A 16,691-nucleotide genomic window follows, 5' to 3' on the forward strand; every position below is an offset into this window, starting at 1 on the left:
TTACTAACTTGATTAGTGATTCAAACTAGCGCTCGCTCACATGCGCGCACACACAACTAAAGACGCAAAAGAGAGCTACCGTCTCAGTCCATAATCTATTGTGGCACACATTCCCACTACCCCCGGTAATCGGCGCTAGGCTTGACCCTGTGACTACCGATATTCCCGATTTCACTACCCCCGCCTTTAACCCCGATAACCTAGGCGAGGGCTACAGCCAACATGTCATCGAACTCGGCCAGGACCCCGACGGCGAGGGGTCGATACGCGCGGTTTTGGTGCGCTACTGCCCCGACTCGTCGGCAAGCGACTTCCAAGCGCGTCCGGCAGTTCTTTGGATCCACGGGATGTCGGACTACTTCTTCCAAAGGCACGTGGCAGAGCGTTACCACTCCGAAGGGTACGCATTTTACGCCATTGACCTGCGCAAGTGCGGGCGCGCTCACCAACCGGGGCAGACTTGGCATGGCTGCAGCGATTTAACGAATTACTTCGAGGATCTCAACGGCGCACTCGCGGTGTTAGACCACGCTGGTCATACAACTGTCACTGTTAATGCGCACTCCACCGGCGGTCTCATTGCCGTTCTCTGGCTCGATTGGCTACGAAGCACAGGCGGCCATTGCTCGCAAGCACTCAATATTTCCGTCACGGCTGCCGTCTTGAACTCACCGTGGCTGACTCTGCACGTTTCCCGGGCAAAGGCTCCCGTGTACTCGCTAGTGGCTCGCGTTATGTCGCGGATTCGCCCCAACAATCTTATTCCGGTGCAGTCTGCGGGCGGCTATGGCAAATCCATTAGCGCCGACCACCAGGGACGCTGGGAGTACAACCGCACTTTCAAGCCGCTGGCTGGCCATGACAAGAACTGGCGTTGGCTCAATGCCATCATCGTCGGCCAGCAACGTGTTAGCCACGGTATCGACACCGGCGTGCCGACGCTCGTCCTCCACTCGGACAACTACCTTCTCGGTTCCGACTACATCCCGGAGCTCAGTCGCGTTGACTCTGTTCTCAACACTGAACAAATTGCCGATGCCACTGCCCACCTGGGCCCGCAGGCTCGCAACGTCGCGATTCCGGGTGCGCTCCATGACGTGTATCTCTCGGAACCCGAAGCACTAGATCGCGCTTTTGATGAGACCTTCCAGTTCCTCGCCACGGTCAAGCCGGGAGGCAGCTCAAAATAGGAGCTCGGAATAAATCAGCATTCAGTACGGTTGAACCAAACTAGTTTGACCAGAATGCTAGGAGTACTTGTGACCACTGAGAATTCGCCTGAGACTACCCCACGCCACTACGACGTCATCATTATCGGAACAGGGTCCGGCAATTCCATTCCAGCCCCGGACTACGACAATGTCCGTATCGCTCTGGTGGAGGAAGGACGTTTCGGCGGTACTTGCCTCAACGTTGGGTGCATTCCCACCAAGATGTTCGTTCTGGCCGCTGATGCCGCCCGCAACATCCGCGAGGCCAGCCGCCTGGGCGTGCACGGCACCTTCAGCTCCGTTGATCTCAAGCAAATCCAGGATCGCGTTTTCGCCCAGCGAGTCGACCAGATTGCCGACGGCGGCGAGGCATACCGCCGCGGGGACGAGACTCCCAATATCGATGTCTACGACCGCCACGCAACGTTCGTCGGCCCCCGCACTATTCGCACTGGCATCGGCGAGGAAATTGTCGACATCACAGCCGACAACATCATCATCGCTGCAGGATCCCGCCCGCATGTCCCGAGCCTCATCACACAGTCCGGGGTGGATTACTACACCAACGAGAACATCATGCGCGTCGACAAGCTTCCGCGCGAAATGATTGTCGTCGGCGGTGGCTACATCGCTAGCGAGTTCGCGCACGTCTTCGCATCCTTCGGTACGAAGGTGCACATGCTGGTGCGCTCCGATGTCATGCTGCGTGGCTCCGATGCCGCTATCTCCGAGCGTTTCCACGAGGTTGCCGCCCGCGACATTGACATCCGTATGAACACCTCCATCACTGAACTCTCCCAGGAGGGCGAGATCGTCACGGCCACGCTTGACGACGGCACGGAGCTCGCAGCCGATGCCCTGCTAGTGGCAACCGGACGCATCCCCAACGGTGACCGTATGGATCTTGCAGCCGGTGGTGTGGAGATGCACGACGATGGTCGCATCAAGGTTGACCAGTACGGTCGCACCTCAGCCGAAGGTGTGTGGGCGCTGGGCGATGTCTCTAGCCCGTACCAGCTGAAGCATATCGCCAACCATGAGGCCAAGGTGGTCTTCCACAACGTGCTGAACCCGTCCGACCTGCGTGAATTTGACCACCGCTACATTCCGTCGGCAGTCTTCTCACATCCGCAGATCGGTCAGGTCGGTATGACCGAGGACGAAGCTTGCGCCTGGGCTGCGGAAAATGGCACGGACATTACCGTGAAGGTACAGAATTACGGCGACGTTGCCTACGGCTGGGCACTGGAGGATCGCGACGGCTTTGCCAAACTGATTGCGGACCGCGCCACCGGCCGCCTGCTGGGTGCGCACTTCATCGGCGAGCAGGCTGCCACTCTAGTGCAGCAGTGCATCCAGATGATGAGCTTCGAGATGGATGTGCGCGAAGTTGTCACAGGCCAGCACTGGATTCACCCAGCGCTGCCCGAGCTGATTGAAAACGCGATTCTGGGCCTGGAGTTCGATAACTAGCCTAGCTGCTCAATACCTGTGGCCTGGGCCAATGCCGGCCCAGCCAGGTACTCCTCGACTGCATCGGCCAACATGTCGACCTGCCACAGCCGTTCTGCGGCAAACGAAGTAGTAGAGCTGACCTCGAAGCCGTCCCGACCGACGGCAACTGCCACTTCCATCAGCAACTCACGGCGCGCCTGATCATTTTCCAGGTAGCCGTGGCGGTGCGTACCCATCACCATGCCACGCCGCGCCCCTTCTTCTTCAGGCTCAGTGATAAAAGGATGTTCACTGCTTCGCACAACCTGTCCATTGTGCACTTCGTACGAGCCATCCGGGTGACTCACCAGTGTCTTCGTCCCCGCGAATTCAATGTCGGTATCGAACACGCCAAGCCCGTTCACGGTCCCGGCTGCCGACTCCACCGAGTCAGTGATGGTGGTGCAGAGCATTTGGAACCCACCGCAGATGCCAATCAGCGGTAGCCCCCGGGCGGCTCGGTTCTCAAGTACGTCGTCAAGCCCACGCTCGCGCAACCACTTGAGATCGGCGACCGTCGACTTCGTCCCGGGCAACACGACCAGGTCGGCGCGAGCAACGACCGACGGATCGACCGTCCACTGCACGTGTACCCCTGGTTCACAGGCAAGCGCCTCGATATCGGTGGCGTTGGACACGCGCGGCAAGCGAATGGCGGCCACGGACAACGTTTCCGTGCCCAGCGGTGCGTTCGCCGGCCCTACCGACGCACCAGCGACTGTGCCGAGCGAATCCTCCGCATCGATCCACAGCCCCGGAATAAACGGCACCACGCCGAGTACGGGCACACCGGTGTACTCACGCACTACGTCCAATCCCGGCATCAACAGCGAAACATCGCCCCGGAACTTGTTGACAATAAAACCGGTAATTCGCGCGCGGTCTTCGGGGCTCAAAATTACATGCGTGCCGACGAAATGTGCAAGCACCCCACCGCGGTCAATGTCACCGGCGACCACAACCGGCAAATCAGCGAGCTCTGCCAACCCCATGTTGGCAATGTCTGACTCCCGCAGATTGACCTCGGCAGGACTACCAGCGCCTTCACACAGGACGACATCGAACTGCCCCCGCAGCTCTTCCAATGTCTCCGCAACTACTCCGCGCAGCGCTTTTCTCCGCGACCGGTACGTCAGGGCGCTCGCATGCCCATCAGCCTTGCCCTTCACCACCACCTGACTGGTGTGGTCCGAGCCCGGCTTGAGAAGCACCGGGTTAAAGGAGACATCCGGCTCCAGCCCACAGGCCAACGCCTGCAGAGCCTGCGCGCGCCCAATCTCGCCGCCGTCGAGCGTGACAGCGCAATTGTTGGACATGTTTTGCGCCTTGAAGGGCGCGACGCGCACTCCGCGTCGCGCGAGCAACCGACACATGCCGGCGACCAGAACCGACTTACCGGCATCTGAGGTGCAGCCGGCAATCAGAGCTGCAGGAGCCTGCACTGCTTAGGCCTCGGGCTTCCAACCAGTCTGGAACTGGCCTGGCACGTTCTGCTCATCCGGCAGGGTGAGGATTTCATAGCCGTCGGAGGTCACCAGCACCGTGTGCTCGAACTGAGCGGTGAACTTGAAGTCATCATTCTGCACAGTCCAGCCGTTATCCCAGATGTGGTAAGGCAGCTCACCGAGGTTAATCATCGGCTCGACAGTCAAGGTCATGCCCGGCTCGAAAATGGTATCCTGGCTCGGCTCATCGTAGTGCAACACAATCAAACCATTATGGAACGTGGTCCCGACACCGTGACCGGTGAAGTCCCGAACAGTGTTGTATCCAAAACGCTTAGCGTAGGACTCAATCACGCGGCCGATGACATTAATCTCACGGCCCGGCTTGATGACCTTAATGCCGCGCATGGTGGCATTGTAAGTGCGCTCCACCAGCTGGCTGTGCTCCTCCGAGACATTGCCGGCGAGGAAAGTCGCGTTGGTGTCGCCGTGGACGCCGTTCTTGTATCCGGTGACGTCGACATTGACGATATCGCCGTCTTCAATAACCTGAGTATCCGGAATACCGTGGCAGACAATCTCATTGAGAGACACGCAGCACGACTTCTCAAAACCGCGGTACCCCAGCGTGGACGGGTAGGTGTCGTGATCCAACAGGTACTCGTGCACCACCCGGTCAATCTCATCCGTGGTCACGCCCGGAGCTACGGCCTTGCCGGCCTCCACCAACGCGTTGGCAGCAATGCGAGAGACCTCTCGCATATTTTCAATATCTTCCGGAGTCTGTACCAGCGGCTCGCCGACGCCTTCCTGAACCTCGTCCTTCCAGGCGTACTCCGGCCGTTCAATATGTGCCGGAACGGTACGAATTGGAGTGGATTTTTGCTGAGTAAGTGGAGAACGCTGAGTCATGGAACATACTCTACCCCTACCCCCGGATTAGCCTTTCGGCCTGTGCCGGTTTCAAAGCCAGAAATGCTCTAGCCCTCGTCCCCCGAACCTTCATCGATATTGGCGAAGAAGGCATCGGTAATCGCCACGGCATGCTCCGAACCACCACCGCCAACGATAAGCGTGGCAAAGGCCAAATCATCGCGGTAGCCAGTAAACCAAGCGTGGGAGCCGCCAGCGTACTCGGCCTCACCGGTCTTTGCATAGACTTCACCTCGACCGGCAATGGCCGAACCAGTACCAGAGGTGACCACCGCCCGCATGAGTGTGCGAACCTCATTCAAAACCTCAGGCGGCAGTGGCTTTGATACCTGCGACTGCCAGGTTCCCGCGCTTGGCACGAGTGACGGTGTCGGAGTGCGTCCGGCCGCCACCGTCGCGGAAACCAGCGCCATGCCAAACGGGCTGGCCAAGTCATTGCCCTGCCCATAGCCCGCATCGATACGCTCGACTTCATCACTGCCATCAGACACGCTGCCGGTAATAGTGTCGAGGCCCGCGATGTGATAGTTGATGCCGATGCCGAAGTTCTTGGACTCCTCCTTGAACTGCCCTGGCTCCAACTTGTGAGAGATGTTGCCAAACGTGGTGTTACAAGACCGCGCGAACGCATCGCTCAGCGAGGTATTCCCGACGCCACTTCCGTTGTAGTTGGTGACAATACGCGGCCCGATCTCCATCGAACCTGGGCACGGCACAGTCGATCCCGCATTTAGCCCCTCGTGCTGCACACCTGCGGCGGCAGTGACAATCTTGTACGTCGATCCCGGCGGGAACTGTCCCATCAGCGCAAGGTCGCCGTCCTTATCTGCTTCCGCCGTCTGGGCTACCGCCAGAATCTTGCCGGTCGACGGCTGCACAGCCACCAGCATTGCCTTAGCATCTTGCCGAGTATCGACGGCCTTTTGCGCTGCGTCCTGCACCTTTTTACTAATTGATGCCTGCACCGCCGGCGCTACATCCGGAGACACCTCATAGAGGGTGTCGACGACGGCTCCGCCCTCGTTGGCCGCCACGATATTCCAGCCATCGGCACCGTGATCACCGGTGTCCACTAGTCTTTCCACGCGACTCATCAAATCGGGCGCGAACCCCGGGTCGGGTCGCACCATAGCGGCTTCATCGTTAACCGAAATTCCATCAATGTCAGCGAGATCATCTTTGACACGCTGTGGCGTGGATGCCGGCAACACGATCAGCGAAAAATTACCCTTTCCGCCGCTCGCCTGCTCCCCCACAGCGCGTGCGTCAAGCTTCGGACCGTCTTCCGGCATTTCATTATTGATGACCGTCGCCGCCCGATTAATCGACGACTGCACATTCTCCGCCCCATCACGATGGAGAATTACCCGGTGCACAGTCCCTGGCTCGAGCAAGGCCGCACCGTCCGAGCCAACCACAGACGGACGTGGAGCTGCGATAGTGCGCAATTCTGGGTGTTGGTTACGCCCCAGCTGTGGATGCAGGGATGCTGGCGACCAGCGCAATGCCCAATCCCGTTGCCCAGTCTCAGTCTTGGTCAATGTGAAAGTGGTGTCATATCCCCAGCGTCGCTGATGCGGTAGCTGCCAATTCATGGCGACTTCCGCCGAGGACTGGTTCGAGCTGGAATCGATACCCGCAATCTCATACTCAAGCCCCTCCGGCTGGAGTCCGGCAGTGGCCGCCTTCAGATCTCCTTCAGCGGAGTCCGGGTGATCAGTCAGTGCCGCAGCCTTAGCAATGTCCCCTCCCGCCAGCGCCCCCAGGAATTCCTCTAGCACCTCGCGCCCGGTGTCAGGCCGCGGCGTACACGCGGCGGATGACAACACCAGACCCGTAATTGCCACAGCCGAGATACTGCGAAGCAGGGGCTTGCGGCGCGAAGTTTGTTCCATGTGGGCTGACGTTAGCACCGCTTTGCTTTACGACGATGCTGGCACGCCGCAACCTGCTATCAGCGGTTCAGCACAATTGGATTGACCACGTCAGCGGCCATGACCAGAACGCCGAAGACCAGCAAAACCGCGGTAAAGGCCATAGTAATTGGCATGAGTTTGGTGTAATCGGCAGGCCCAAGCGATGGCTTACCGAATGCCTTGCGAATCACGTCCCGAATGCGTTCATAAATAACAACGGCGATGTGGCCACCGTCGAGTGGCGGCAACGGCACGAGGTTGAACACGGCCAGGAAGTAATTGAGGTTGGCCAGCAATAGGAAAAATGAAGGCCACTGGTTCATCTCCACCAATTCACCGCCGGCACGCGAAGCACCGACGACGCTCATTGGGCTGGCCGGGTCACGCTGAGCACCGAAGATGGACGCAACCACACCGGGAACCTTCTCCGGGATGGAGAGCAGCCCGTTCCAAACCGCCCCAAAAAGACTGCCTGTGAAGCTGGCCGCACCGCCGATGGCGGTCACTGCGTTGTACTCGTGGAGGATAGTCTCTGGTCGCTGGAAGGCGATACCAATCGCTGGCTGGTCGATGTCCTGGCCGTCGTTAGTCTTGCGTTTGACGACTTCCGGGGTGACCGTGACCGTCTGGGTGCTGCCATTGCGGTCGATGGTCATTTTGATGTCGCCACCTGCAGAGCTGCCGATAAGAGACACAGCCTCGGGGTAGGACGTAATCTTGGTGCCATTGATCTTCTCAATCACATCTCCGGCACGTAGCCCTGCGCGCTCTGCAGGACCGGAACCAGTGCAGGGTTCCAGAGTGCCGTCGGCCCGCTGTGCCGGCGAGACGCACTGTACCGCCTGAATGCGCGGGGCCATTTCCTTACCCATATTGGGCAAACCCCACGTCACTGCGATGAAGTAAAGAATGATGAATCCCACGATGAGGTTCATCGCCACCCCACCGAGCATCACGATAATGCGCTGCCACCACGGCTTCTTGTACATAGCGTAGGGCTCTTCGGCAGGATCGATTGGATCCATAGCGGTCATACCTGCGATGTCGCAGAATCCGCCAAACGGAACTGCCTTTACTCCATACTCGGTGTCATGCCCTCCTGCCGCAGCGTGATGCCGCTTGAAGGAAAACAGCGTTGGGCCGAAGCCAATGAAGTACCGACGCACTTGCATTCCACACAGTCGAGCTGCGGTGAGATGGCCCCATTCGTGAAGGGCGATTGTCACCGCGATGCCGATTGCGAAGAGTAAAACTCCAAGAAGAAATGTCACGAGTGCTCACCCTACCCCCACTTTGGGCAAACCAGAACACCGCCGGAGAGTTTCCAGCCGGGCGAAGTCCCAATTTCAGCAAGTTCTAAGGTATCCTTACACCCGATACTCAAGATTGTCTGAAAATGCGCTCAGTCGCTTTCAGCAAAATCGCAGATAGACTGAAGTGCATATAGAGTGCAATTCGCCGAAAGTGTTAACAGGAGGACTTTCAAGTGAGCAACCACGAGCCAAAGGAAGAGATTTACCGCGGCGTCAGCACCCTCGACGAGCCGTCGGCGAAGTGGGGCTGGCACGGCATTAGCAAGAGCGCTATGCAGAAGGCCGGCTGGATTTCTGTGATCTTCCTGCTGGGCATGACCATCGGTAACCACAAGGGCAACGTCGAGAACTGGTGGCTGGTCGCCATTGCTGCCCTTATTGCCATTGGGCTGCTGCTGCAGCTGTTCGCCCCGCAGGGTTCCCAGGTCCGCACCGTTACCGGTCACAACAAGCCGGAAGGCCACATTGAGCCGGAGTGGGCACGTGACCAGGTTAATGGCACTGGTGTCTACGCTAACCTGACCGACTCCCAGCTGCGCTCCTGGAACCGCCTGCCGGAAGGACAGAACCAGTAGAGTTAGCCACTTTTGCAGAAAGTCTGGCCTAACAGCTCTATAGCGACAGCGCACAAAAGGATCTGCACCGAATTCGGTGCGGATCTTTTGCTATTCAGCGACTAAACCTCTTCAGCCGCCAGCTGACCACACGCTGCCGCAATCTCGTTGCCACGGGTATCGCGGACCGTGCACGGCACCCCCTGCGCCTGCACGCGACGGACGAATTCCTCCTGCTGCTTCTTCGGGGAGGCATCCCACTTCGAACCCGGAGTTGGGTTAAGCGGAATGAGGTTGACGTGGACACGTGAGCCCAGAGCGTTGTGGAGCTTCTTGCCCAACAGGTCTGCACGCCAGTCCTGGTCATTAATATCGCGAATCAAAGCGTACTCAATAGATACGCGACGGCCAGTCTTGTCTGCGTAATAGCGAGCTGCATCAAGTACCTCCGCCACTGTAAAGCGATTGTTAATCGGTACCAGCTCATCGCGAAGCTCATCGTCCGGAGTGTGCAGAGACACCGCGAGGGTCACTGACAGGTCCTCGTCGGCAAGCCGTCGGATGTTCGGCGCGAAACCGACCGTAGAAACAGTGACATTGCGCATCGAGATGCCGAATCCCTGCGGCGACGGCCGCGTGATGCGATGGACCGCGGCGAGAACGCGATTGTAGTTCGCGAGCGGCTCGCCCATGCCCATAAATACGATGTTGGTCAGACGACCGCCCTCAGCTGCCATAGTAGCAGCGGCCTCACGAACCTGGTCGACAATCTCCGCGGTGGAAAGATTACGCTGCAGACCGCCTTGACCCGTCGCACAGAATGGGCATGCCATACCGCAACCGGCCTGTGAGGAGATACAGAGGGTCGCACGCCCCGGATACTTCATCAGCACGGATTCCAGCAGCGTACCGTCACCTGCACGCCACAGAGTCTTACGGGTCTCGCCGTCGTCACAGGTGATGTGGCGAACGGGAGTCAACAGAGGTGGGAAGAGACTGTCCTTGACCTTTTGACGATCTGCTTCCGGCAGATCAGTCATCGTCATAGGGTCAGCCTCGAGCCGACCGTAATAGTGCCGGGCAATCTGATCGGCACGGAAGGCCGGCAGGCCCAGTTCCTTGACCGCAGCTTTCCGTTCCTCAACATCGAGGTCCGCAAAATGGGTCGCGGGCATGCCGCGACGTGGAGCTTTAAGAACGATTGGAAGTGAAGATGCCATGATAGCACCCATTTTCGCATGTAATGACGGTTTTGGTCTAATGAGTGACTCGGCAGCCGCAACTAAGTGGACCTTTATAAGTGGTACATACCTGCCAAAACGTGTTGAATGATAGGTATGACTAACGCTAATCAGCCGAATAACGACAGTCCGCTTTTCGATGATGCTCCGTCGCACTCCCCAAATGATTCCGTGGCTCCTGCACCTGAGCAGGACAACCTTCCAGAGCCAGTCGTTGACGCACCGACAGAGAAGGACTCCGCACCGGAGCCAGCGCCCGCCCCTGGCCGGCGCAAGGTGAAAAAGACTACCGCGGGCTCGATGTGGGTTGGCCTGGTCATCAGTGCAGTTTTGCTGATCGTACTGCTGGTGTTCATTCTGCAGAATCAGCAGGAGACCGCACTAAACCTGTTCGGCTGGACCTGGAACTTCCCAGTCGGCGTCGGAATGCTGTTCGCTGCCATCCTCGGCGCCCTCATCACCGCACTCATCGGTGGCTGGCGAATGTTTGATCTGCGCCGCCAGATTCGTAAGGGCGGCAACTAAAGGCCGATTGAACCAGCCAAATTAAACTAGGCTGAATAGCTGCAATATCAGCCACGTCATCGCGGCTGATGGCAGCATGCCATCCAGGCGGTCCATCAGACCGCCGTGGCCCGGCAAAATCGAGGACATATCTTTAATCCCCAGATCTCGTTTGAACTGGGACTCCATCAGGTCACCAAGCGTAGCCGAGATAACCAGGGCGATGCCCAGCACGATGCCCTGCCACCACGGCGCGTGCAACATAAAGATCGCACAGAGCGCTCCAGTAATGGTGGCGAGTACAAGAGAGCCGCCGAACCCTTCCCAGGATTTTTTAGGGCTTACCTTTGGGGCCATCGGATGCTTTCCGAACATTACACCAGCGGCATAGCCTCCGACGTCATTTGAAATAACGCCAATCATGAAGGTCACAATGACCAGACGCGGATCAACCCCCCAGGGATTGTCCATGCGTACCAGCTGCACAGCTAGCGCGGCAAAGAACGGAATCCACATCACCACGAAAACTCCGACTGCGACATCTCGCAGCCAGTTCCGTGGTGCTTCGGCCATCCCGTGTAAGAACAGGCGGACGACCAGCAAGAGCATCAGGGTCGCGGCCAGGCCCATCACCAAACCGTCAATCCCCCAGTAGGCGGACAACCACACCATCAGCTGTCCGCCGAGAATCAGAACCGGGCGAGGGACCTGCCAATCGGACTCACGGAGCCGCTCGCAGACCTCCCAGGTTGCGAGACCAACCGCCCCGGCGACCAGAACGGTCCATGCGAGCGACCCCAGCAACAAGCTGATGATGACGACTGCACCAAGTGCTACGCCCACCGTGATTGCAACCGACAGGTTCCGGCCTGCTGAGTTGCGTGGCTTAATAAGCCGTAGTTCGTCTAGAACACGTTCCTTATTGGACGCTGGCTTCGACGTTGGCATTGGCGCCTCAAATCCCCTCTCCCGGTTGAATATGAAGGCCTAAACCTCCATCAGTTCCGCTTCCTTGCGTTCAACCAAGGAGTCCACCTGCTCGACGTAGTTCTTGGTGACCTGGTCCAGCTCCTTTTCGCCTGCCTGCACCTCATCCTCGCCAGCATCGCCGTCCTTCTGAATCTTCTTCAGAGTTTCCATGCCCTTACGACGGACATTGCGAATCGCGATCTTGGCGTCTTCGCCCTTCGAGCGGGCAACTTTAACCATCTCACGACGGCGCTCCTCGGTCAGCTGCGGGATAGTTACGCGCAGGACCTGGCCATCATTAGTCGGGTTCACCCCCAGGTCGGAGTTGCGAATCGCGTTTTCGATGTCGCCCATGACGCTCAGCTCATACGGCTTAATCAGCAGCATGCGCGGCTCTGGAACCGAAATGGTAGCCATCTGGGTAATCGGAGTCGGAACACCGTAGTACTCCGCAATAACGCCGTTGAACATCGCCGGGTTCGCACGGCCAGTGCGAATGTGGGTCAGCTCCTCGCGGCAGTGTTCTACGGAGCTACCGTACTTTTCTTCACAGTCAAGCAGGACTTCATCAATCATTGTGTTTTTAACCTCGGGTTTCTACGCGGGTTCTAGATAGTTCTAGAGCGCTCTGTGGAAAGAACGTATTACGAACAAATTTATCAGCTGTGGACGAGAGTACCGATTTGCTCACCGGCTACCGCGCGCGCAATGTTTCCGTCGGTAAGCAGATTAAACACGAGAATCGGCATGTTGTTGTCCATGCACAGGGAGAAAGCGGTGGCATCCGCAACGCGCAGGTCGCGTTCCAGAACCTCACGGTGGGTGATGTCGTCGAACAGCTCTGCGTCCGGCACCTCACGTGGGTCGGCCGAGTAGACACCGTCAACGGCCTTGGCCATCAGCAGCACCTCGCAGCCAATCTCCAGGGCGCGCTGGGCGGCGGTGGTGTCGGTGGAGAAGTACGGCATACCCATACCTGCACCAAAGATGACCACGCGGCCCTTCTCCAGGTGGCGCTTAGCACGCAACGGCAGGTACGGCTCCGAGACCTGTGCCATATTGATTGCAGTTTGAACGCGGCAGTCCACGCCCTCCTGCTCGAGGAAGTCCTGCAGAGCCAGGCAGTTCATGACCGTGCCCAGCATGCCCATGTAGTCAGAGCGTGCGCGGTCCATGCCGCGCTGCTGAAGCTGTGCGCCACGGAAGAAGTTACCTCCGCCGATGACGACACAGACCTCGACGCCCTTTCGGGAAACTTCCGCAATCTGTCGGGCAACGTTTTGCACCACGTCCGGGTCAACGCCAACCTTGCCGCCACCGAACATTTCACCACCCAGCTTGAGCATCACACGTTTGAAGCCATTGCGCTCGACAGATTCTGCCATGACCATGCACCTTTCTCACACCGTTTAAAAAGTCGCAGACGAGTCTACCCGGTCACGACAGCAAGGCACACTTGACGCTCCGCATTGTCTGCAACATGGCAGCAAAATGCCCCACCCGAAGCAATCGGATGGGGCATTCACACTAGCTAGCAGCTAGAGGTTAGAGCACAAATTACAGCGAATTAGTGCTGACCAACCTCGAAGCGGACGAAACCGGTCAGGGTAACGCCAGCCTCTTCCATGAGCTGCTTAACGGTCTTCTTGCTGTCAGCGACGGAAGGCTGCTCCAGCAGAACAACGTCCTTGTAGAAGCCGTTCAGACGGCCCTCGACGATCTTGGCGATAGCCTGCTCCGGCTTGCCCTCTTCGCGAGTAATCTTCTCGTAGACAGCGCGCTCTGCCTCGACGCGGTCAGCCGGGACATCCTCGCGGGACAGGTACTGAGCCTTCAGAGCGGCAACCTGCATAGCTGCTGCGTGAGCAGTCTCTGCAGCGCCCTCTCCCTCACCGGTGTAAGCAACCAGAACACCGACAGCTGCCGGCAGGTCTGCTGCACGGCGGTGCAGGTAGACAGCGATGTTGTCGCCCTCGAGAGTAGCAGCGCGACGCAGCTCCAGCTTCTCACCGATCTTTGCGGAGAGCTCCTGGGTAGCCTCAGCTGCGGTCTGACCGTCGAGGTCAGCTGCTGCGAGCTCTTCCGGGGAGTTTGCCTTGACTGCTGCGGCAGCGTCGGCGACCTTGTTGGCGAAGTCGATGAACTCCTGGTTCTTGGCAACGAAGTCGGTCTCGGAGTTGACCTCGACCATGGTGCTACCAGAAACAGCAATCAGGCCCTCGGCAGCGGTGCGCTCTGCACGCTTGCCGACGTCCTTTGCGCCCTTAATGCGCAGGATCTCGACAGCCTTGTCGAAATCGCCGTCGGTCTCGACGAGTGCGTCCTTACAAGCCTTCATGCCGGAGCCGGTCAGCTCACGGAGCTTCTTGACGTCAGCAGCAGTGAAATTCGCCATGCTGGGCGTTCCTCCTTGTGGTGGTTAGAACTTGTGGTGGTTAGAAAGTTCAGCTTTACTCAGCGGATGCCGTCTCAGTTGCAGCGGAGCCCTCGGCGTCCATCTCTGCAGCCTGGTCGGTGTTCTCAGCGGCGGACTCAATCGGAGCGTCGCCTGCTGCTTCGCGAGCAGCGTTGGCCTCGCGCTCAGCGCGAGCCTTGCGGCCCTCTTCAACAGCGGTGGAGATGATGCGGGTCAGCACGGAAGCAGCGCGGATTGCGTCGTCGTTGCCCGGGATCGGGAAATCAACGTCATCCGGGTCGCAGTTGGTGTCCAGGATGGCAACAACCGGAATGCCCAGCTTCTTAGCCTCGGAGACAGCGATGTGCTCCTTGTTGGTGTCAACAATCCACAGTGCGGACGGAACCTTGGACATGTCGCGAATGCCACCCAGGGTGCGCTCCAGCTTGGTGCGCTCACGGGTCAGCATCAGGATTTCCTTCTTGCCGCGACCCTCGTATCCGTTTTCAGCAGCGTCCATTGCCTGAAGCTCCTTCAGGCGAGCCAGGCGCTTGGAAACGGTGGCGAAGTTGGTCAACATACCGCCGAGCCAGCGGTGGTTGACGTACGGCATGTCAACGCGCTCCGCCTCGTTCTGAACGGCTTCCTGAGCCTGCTTCTTGGTACCGACGAACAGGATGTTGCCACCGTGAGCGACAGTCTCCTTGACGAACTCGAAAGCCTCGTCGATGTAGGTCAGGGTCTGCTGCAGGTCGATGATGTAGATACCATTGCGCTCGGTGAAGATGAAACGCTTCATCTTCGGGTTCCAACGACGGGTCTGGTGACCGAAGTGGACACCTGCATCGAGCAGTTCTCGCATGGATACAACAGCCATGTCATATTCAGGGAAGATTCTCACGTCCAGCCTGACTAGGGCTGCGGCTGCTTCCCTTCCTTTCTTATCCGATATAGGTGGTTACAGTTCACGCACAGGCTTTCCCTGTGCCCTAGCGCTCCCCCGCTGCCTCACACCCGACAGATATCCTGCCGAGCACCCGTGAACCAGCCGGAATGGGTCGCGCGCGTAGTCTTTGTGCTAATGACCGCCCATTAAGGCAGACACCGCGAGCGTAATCTTATCTGATACATCGCGCAGGTCGCAATATCTGACACACCCTACTATCCACAGGGCAAAAAGTCATCCACAGCTAGAACCGTTTGCAATGCACTGCCGCTTGTCGACGAGTGCAGCGTCCGCCACACTATCGCGCATGACGACCAAGCAGAGTTTCAGGCGCTCGCTAATGCGCACATTAGCGCTATTCGTGCTCGCTGTCGCGCTAACAACACCCCCAAGCCCACCTGCAGCTACCGGCGAACCAATATCCACTATTGCACATACCTTCCCTGTCCACGGCAAAGTTCTACGCGACTACGCCCCACCGGAAAAACGCTGGCAGCCTGGACACCGCGGAGTTGACCTGAACGCCTCCCCGGGCCAGCCAATCCGCGCCTCAGCGCCCGGTGTGGTGCATTTCGCCGGTTCTATTGCCGGAATGACTTCCGTGTCGATCATGCACGCCGATGGCATCCGCACAACCTATCAGCCCATAGATACCGCACTAGAAAAGGGAGACCGCGTGGCCGCAGGCCAGGTGATTGGCCATCTTGTGGCCAGCGCCAATCATCCCGAACCGGGCCTGCATTGGGGTGCGCTGCGTGGCAAGGACTATCTCAATCCGCTGGATTTGATACAGCGGAGGCCAATCGTGCTCAAGTCCGTGCGCAGTTAAGCGCGCGGATGTGCCCGCTTATGTACTTCACGGAGGCGGTCCGCTGAGACGTGGGTATAAATCTGTGTGGTCGCCAGACTCGAATGGCCGAGCATCTCCTGCACCACACGCAAGTCAGCGCCACCTTCCACCATGGCCGTGGCCGCAGAGTGCCGAAGCGCATGCGGTGAAACATCAGCCCATTTATGAATAACTCGGCGCGCCTGCCGCGGATTCAACCTACCTCCACGCACACCGAGAAAAAGCGCATGTTCAGCCTGTGCGGAAGCATGAAAGTTTCCACGCACCTGGAGCCAGCCTTTGAGCACCGCCTCCGCTGGCATCCCAAAGGGCACGATGCGCTGCTTGTTACCCTTACCCACTACCGAGATGATGTGGCGGGAGAAGTCCACATCAGAGACGTCGGCCTTGCACAGCTCCTCTACACGCATCCCAGTGGCATACAACAATTCCACGATGGCCAAGTCGCGTGCCGCTACTGCACTGTCCTCAGAAGAGACTTTCTCGATTGCTGCCTCAACCTTCTCCGGCGAGAGCACTTCCGGGAGATGCTGATGCTTCTTCGGTGTTGACAGCCGCAGCGACGGATCAGCATCGAGAAGTTTCCGAGCTACAAGCCAACTACAGAACTGCCGAATAGACGTCGTTAAGCGAGCCAGCGATGACCGCGCAGCCCCCTCCGCATGCTTCGCGCCGAGGTGCGCACGGATGACCGGGGTGGAGAGTTCACTGATGTGGTTCAGGCCGGCGAGGAGGGGGATGAGATCGGCTCGATAGGCGCGGACGGTTGCACCGGAGAGCCTGCGGGAATAAGTCAGCTCATCGAGAAAATCCATGAGTACGGCCTCAATATTGGCGGATAGCCCGAAATCCGGATCAGCCGTGTCGTCTTTATCGGTTGCGCGCTTCACGGTTCTGACCTTAGTCGATGCACGCCGCAA

General features: G+C 58.5%; 16 protein-coding genes. 5 read left to right on the top strand and 11 right to left on the bottom strand.

The features are described 5' to 3' along the window. Window positions 1–149: 149 nt before the first annotated feature. Window positions 150–1,190 carry an alpha/beta hydrolase gene (locus I6J19_RS09150; protein ID WP_187402578.1) on the top strand — a complete coding sequence of 347 codons (1,041 nt, stop codon included), beginning with the start codon at window positions 150–152 and terminating at the stop codon, window positions 1,188–1,190. A gap of 54 nt (window positions 1,191–1,244) precedes the next feature. Continuing rightward, window positions 1,245–2,684, top strand: a complete 1,440-nt coding sequence (mtr, locus tag I6J19_RS09155) for a mycothione reductase (protein ID WP_049181461.1) — start codon at window positions 1,245–1,247, stop codon at window positions 2,682–2,684. On the opposite strand, the gene I6J19_RS09160 is transcribed toward mtr, so the two are convergent. From I6J19_RS09160 to I6J19_RS09175, 4 genes are all read right to left on the bottom strand, one after another. Continuing rightward, the gene (locus I6J19_RS09160) at window positions 2,681–4,147 is read right to left on the bottom strand and encodes a cobyric acid synthase (RefSeq protein ID WP_187402577.1); all 1,467 of its coding nucleotides are present in this window, start codon (window positions 4,145–4,147) and stop codon (window positions 2,681–2,683) included. The genes mtr and I6J19_RS09160 overlap by 4 nt on opposite strands. 3 nt (window positions 4,148–4,150) lie before the next feature. Continuing rightward, complete coding sequence (gene map, locus I6J19_RS09165; protein ID WP_038628686.1) at window positions 4,151–5,062, bottom strand: type I methionyl aminopeptidase; 912 nt, start codon at window positions 5,060–5,062, stop codon at window positions 4,151–4,153. Window positions 5,063–5,130: 68 nt separating this feature from the next. Further along, window positions 5,131–6,978 (bottom strand): penicillin-binding transpeptidase domain-containing protein, encoded by a 1,848-nt coding sequence (locus I6J19_RS09170; RefSeq protein WP_049181465.1) that lies wholly within the window; start codon window positions 6,976–6,978, stop codon window positions 5,131–5,133. Window positions 6,979–7,037: 59 nt separating this feature from the next. After that, window positions 7,038–8,270: a M50 family metallopeptidase gene (locus I6J19_RS09175; protein WP_038628684.1), complete on the bottom strand. Its 1,233-nt coding sequence runs from the start codon at window positions 8,268–8,270 to the stop codon at window positions 7,038–7,040. A gap of 215 nt (window positions 8,271–8,485) precedes the next feature. Between I6J19_RS09175 and I6J19_RS09180 the strand changes: the two genes are divergently transcribed. Continuing rightward, entirely contained in the window at window positions 8,486–8,887 is a 402-nt protein-coding gene (locus I6J19_RS09180; RefSeq protein WP_038628682.1) for a DUF2631 domain-containing protein, read from the top strand. Window positions 8,888–8,988: 101 nt separating this feature from the next. Here the strand turns inward: I6J19_RS09180 and rlmN are convergent, their stop codons facing one another. After that, the gene (gene rlmN, locus I6J19_RS09185) at window positions 8,989–10,086 is read right to left on the bottom strand and encodes a dual-specificity RNA methyltransferase RlmN (protein WP_038628681.1); all 1,098 of its coding nucleotides are present in this window, start codon (window positions 10,084–10,086) and stop codon (window positions 8,989–8,991) included. Between the two features lie 117 nt (window positions 10,087–10,203). Here rlmN and I6J19_RS09190 point away from each other — a divergent pair, with 117 nt between their 5' ends. After that, window positions 10,204–10,632 (top strand): lipopolysaccharide assembly protein LapA domain-containing protein, encoded by a 429-nt coding sequence (locus tag I6J19_RS09190; RefSeq protein ID WP_038628679.1) that lies wholly within the window; start codon window positions 10,204–10,206, stop codon window positions 10,630–10,632. 21 nt (window positions 10,633–10,653) lie between these two features. Here I6J19_RS09190 and I6J19_RS09195 read toward each other — a convergent pair whose 3' ends face one another. The 5 genes from I6J19_RS09195 to rpsB all read right to left on the bottom strand — a co-directional run bounded on the left by I6J19_RS09195 (window position 10,654) and on the right by rpsB (window position 14,852). Next, the gene (locus tag I6J19_RS09195) at window positions 10,654–11,559 is read right to left on the bottom strand and encodes a phosphatidate cytidylyltransferase (RefSeq protein WP_038628677.1); all 906 of its coding nucleotides are present in this window, start codon (window positions 11,557–11,559) and stop codon (window positions 10,654–10,656) included. Between the two features lie 39 nt (window positions 11,560–11,598). Continuing rightward, complete coding sequence (frr, locus tag I6J19_RS09200) at window positions 11,599–12,156, bottom strand: ribosome recycling factor (protein ID WP_038628675.1); 558 nt, start codon at window positions 12,154–12,156, stop codon at window positions 11,599–11,601. 83 nt (window positions 12,157–12,239) lie between these two features. Beyond that, the gene (gene pyrH, locus I6J19_RS09205) at window positions 12,240–12,965 is read right to left on the bottom strand and encodes a UMP kinase (protein ID WP_005509726.1); all 726 of its coding nucleotides are present in this window, start codon (window positions 12,963–12,965) and stop codon (window positions 12,240–12,242) included. Between the two features lie 182 nt (window positions 12,966–13,147). Continuing rightward, window positions 13,148–13,975 (bottom strand): translation elongation factor Ts, encoded by an 828-nt coding sequence (tsf, locus tag I6J19_RS09210; RefSeq protein ID WP_038628673.1) that lies wholly within the window; start codon window positions 13,973–13,975, stop codon window positions 13,148–13,150. Window positions 13,976–14,030: 55 nt separating this feature from the next. Then, window positions 14,031–14,852: a 30S ribosomal protein S2 gene (rpsB, locus tag I6J19_RS09215; RefSeq protein WP_038628671.1), complete on the bottom strand. Its 822-nt coding sequence runs from the start codon at window positions 14,850–14,852 to the stop codon at window positions 14,031–14,033. A 376-nt stretch (window positions 14,853–15,228) separates the two neighbouring features. Between rpsB and I6J19_RS09220 the strand changes: the two genes are divergently transcribed. Further along, complete coding sequence (locus tag I6J19_RS09220) at window positions 15,229–15,750, top strand: murein hydrolase activator EnvC family protein (RefSeq protein ID WP_239122775.1); 522 nt, start codon at window positions 15,229–15,231, stop codon at window positions 15,748–15,750. Here the strand turns inward: I6J19_RS09220 and I6J19_RS09225 are convergent. Continuing rightward, window positions 15,747–16,661, bottom strand: coding sequence for a tyrosine recombinase XerC (locus I6J19_RS09225; RefSeq protein ID WP_038629556.1), 915 nt, complete (start codon window positions 16,659–16,661; stop codon window positions 15,747–15,749). The genes I6J19_RS09220 and I6J19_RS09225 overlap by 4 nt on opposite strands. Window positions 16,662–16,691 lie beyond the last annotated feature (30 nt).

The sequence above is a fragment of the Corynebacterium amycolatum genome (assembly GCF_016889425.1).
Classification (GTDB): Bacteria; Actinomycetota; Actinomycetes; order Mycobacteriales; family Mycobacteriaceae; genus Corynebacterium; species Corynebacterium amycolatum.

Bases quoted from the DNA above. Each gene is read 5' to 3' on its own strand.
- mtr (WP_049181461.1), top strand. From the start codon at position 1,245: ATGCTAGGAGTACTTGTGACCACTGAGAATTCGCCTGAGACTACCCCA.
- map (WP_038628686.1), bottom strand. From the start codon at position 5,062: ATGACTCAGCGTTCTCCACTTACTCAGCAAAAATCCACTCCAATTCGT.
- I6J19_RS09170 (WP_049181465.1), bottom strand. From the start codon at position 6,978: ATGGAACAAACTTCGCGCCGCAAGCCCCTGCTTCGCAGTATCTCGGCT.
- rlmN (WP_038628681.1), bottom strand. From the start codon at position 10,086: ATGGCATCTTCACTTCCAATCGTTCTTAAAGCTCCACGTCGCGGCATG.
- I6J19_RS09190 (WP_038628679.1), top strand. From the start codon at position 10,204: ATGACTAACGCTAATCAGCCGAATAACGACAGTCCGCTTTTCGATGAT.
- I6J19_RS09195 (WP_038628677.1), bottom strand. From the start codon at position 11,559: ATGCCAACGTCGAAGCCAGCGTCCAATAAGGAACGTGTTCTAGACGAA.
- frr (WP_038628675.1), bottom strand. From the start codon at position 12,156: ATGATTGATGAAGTCCTGCTTGACTGTGAAGAAAAGTACGGTAGCTCC.
- pyrH (WP_005509726.1), bottom strand. From the start codon at position 12,965: ATGGCAGAATCTGTCGAGCGCAATGGCTTCAAACGTGTGATGCTCAAG.
- tsf (WP_038628673.1), bottom strand. From the start codon at position 13,975: ATGGCGAATTTCACTGCTGCTGACGTCAAGAAGCTCCGTGAGCTGACC.
- rpsB (WP_038628671.1), bottom strand. From the start codon at position 14,852: ATGGCTGTTGTATCCATGCGAGAACTGCTCGATGCAGGTGTCCACTTC.
- I6J19_RS09220 (WP_239122775.1), top strand. From the start codon at position 15,229: ATGACGACCAAGCAGAGTTTCAGGCGCTCGCTAATGCGCACATTAGCG.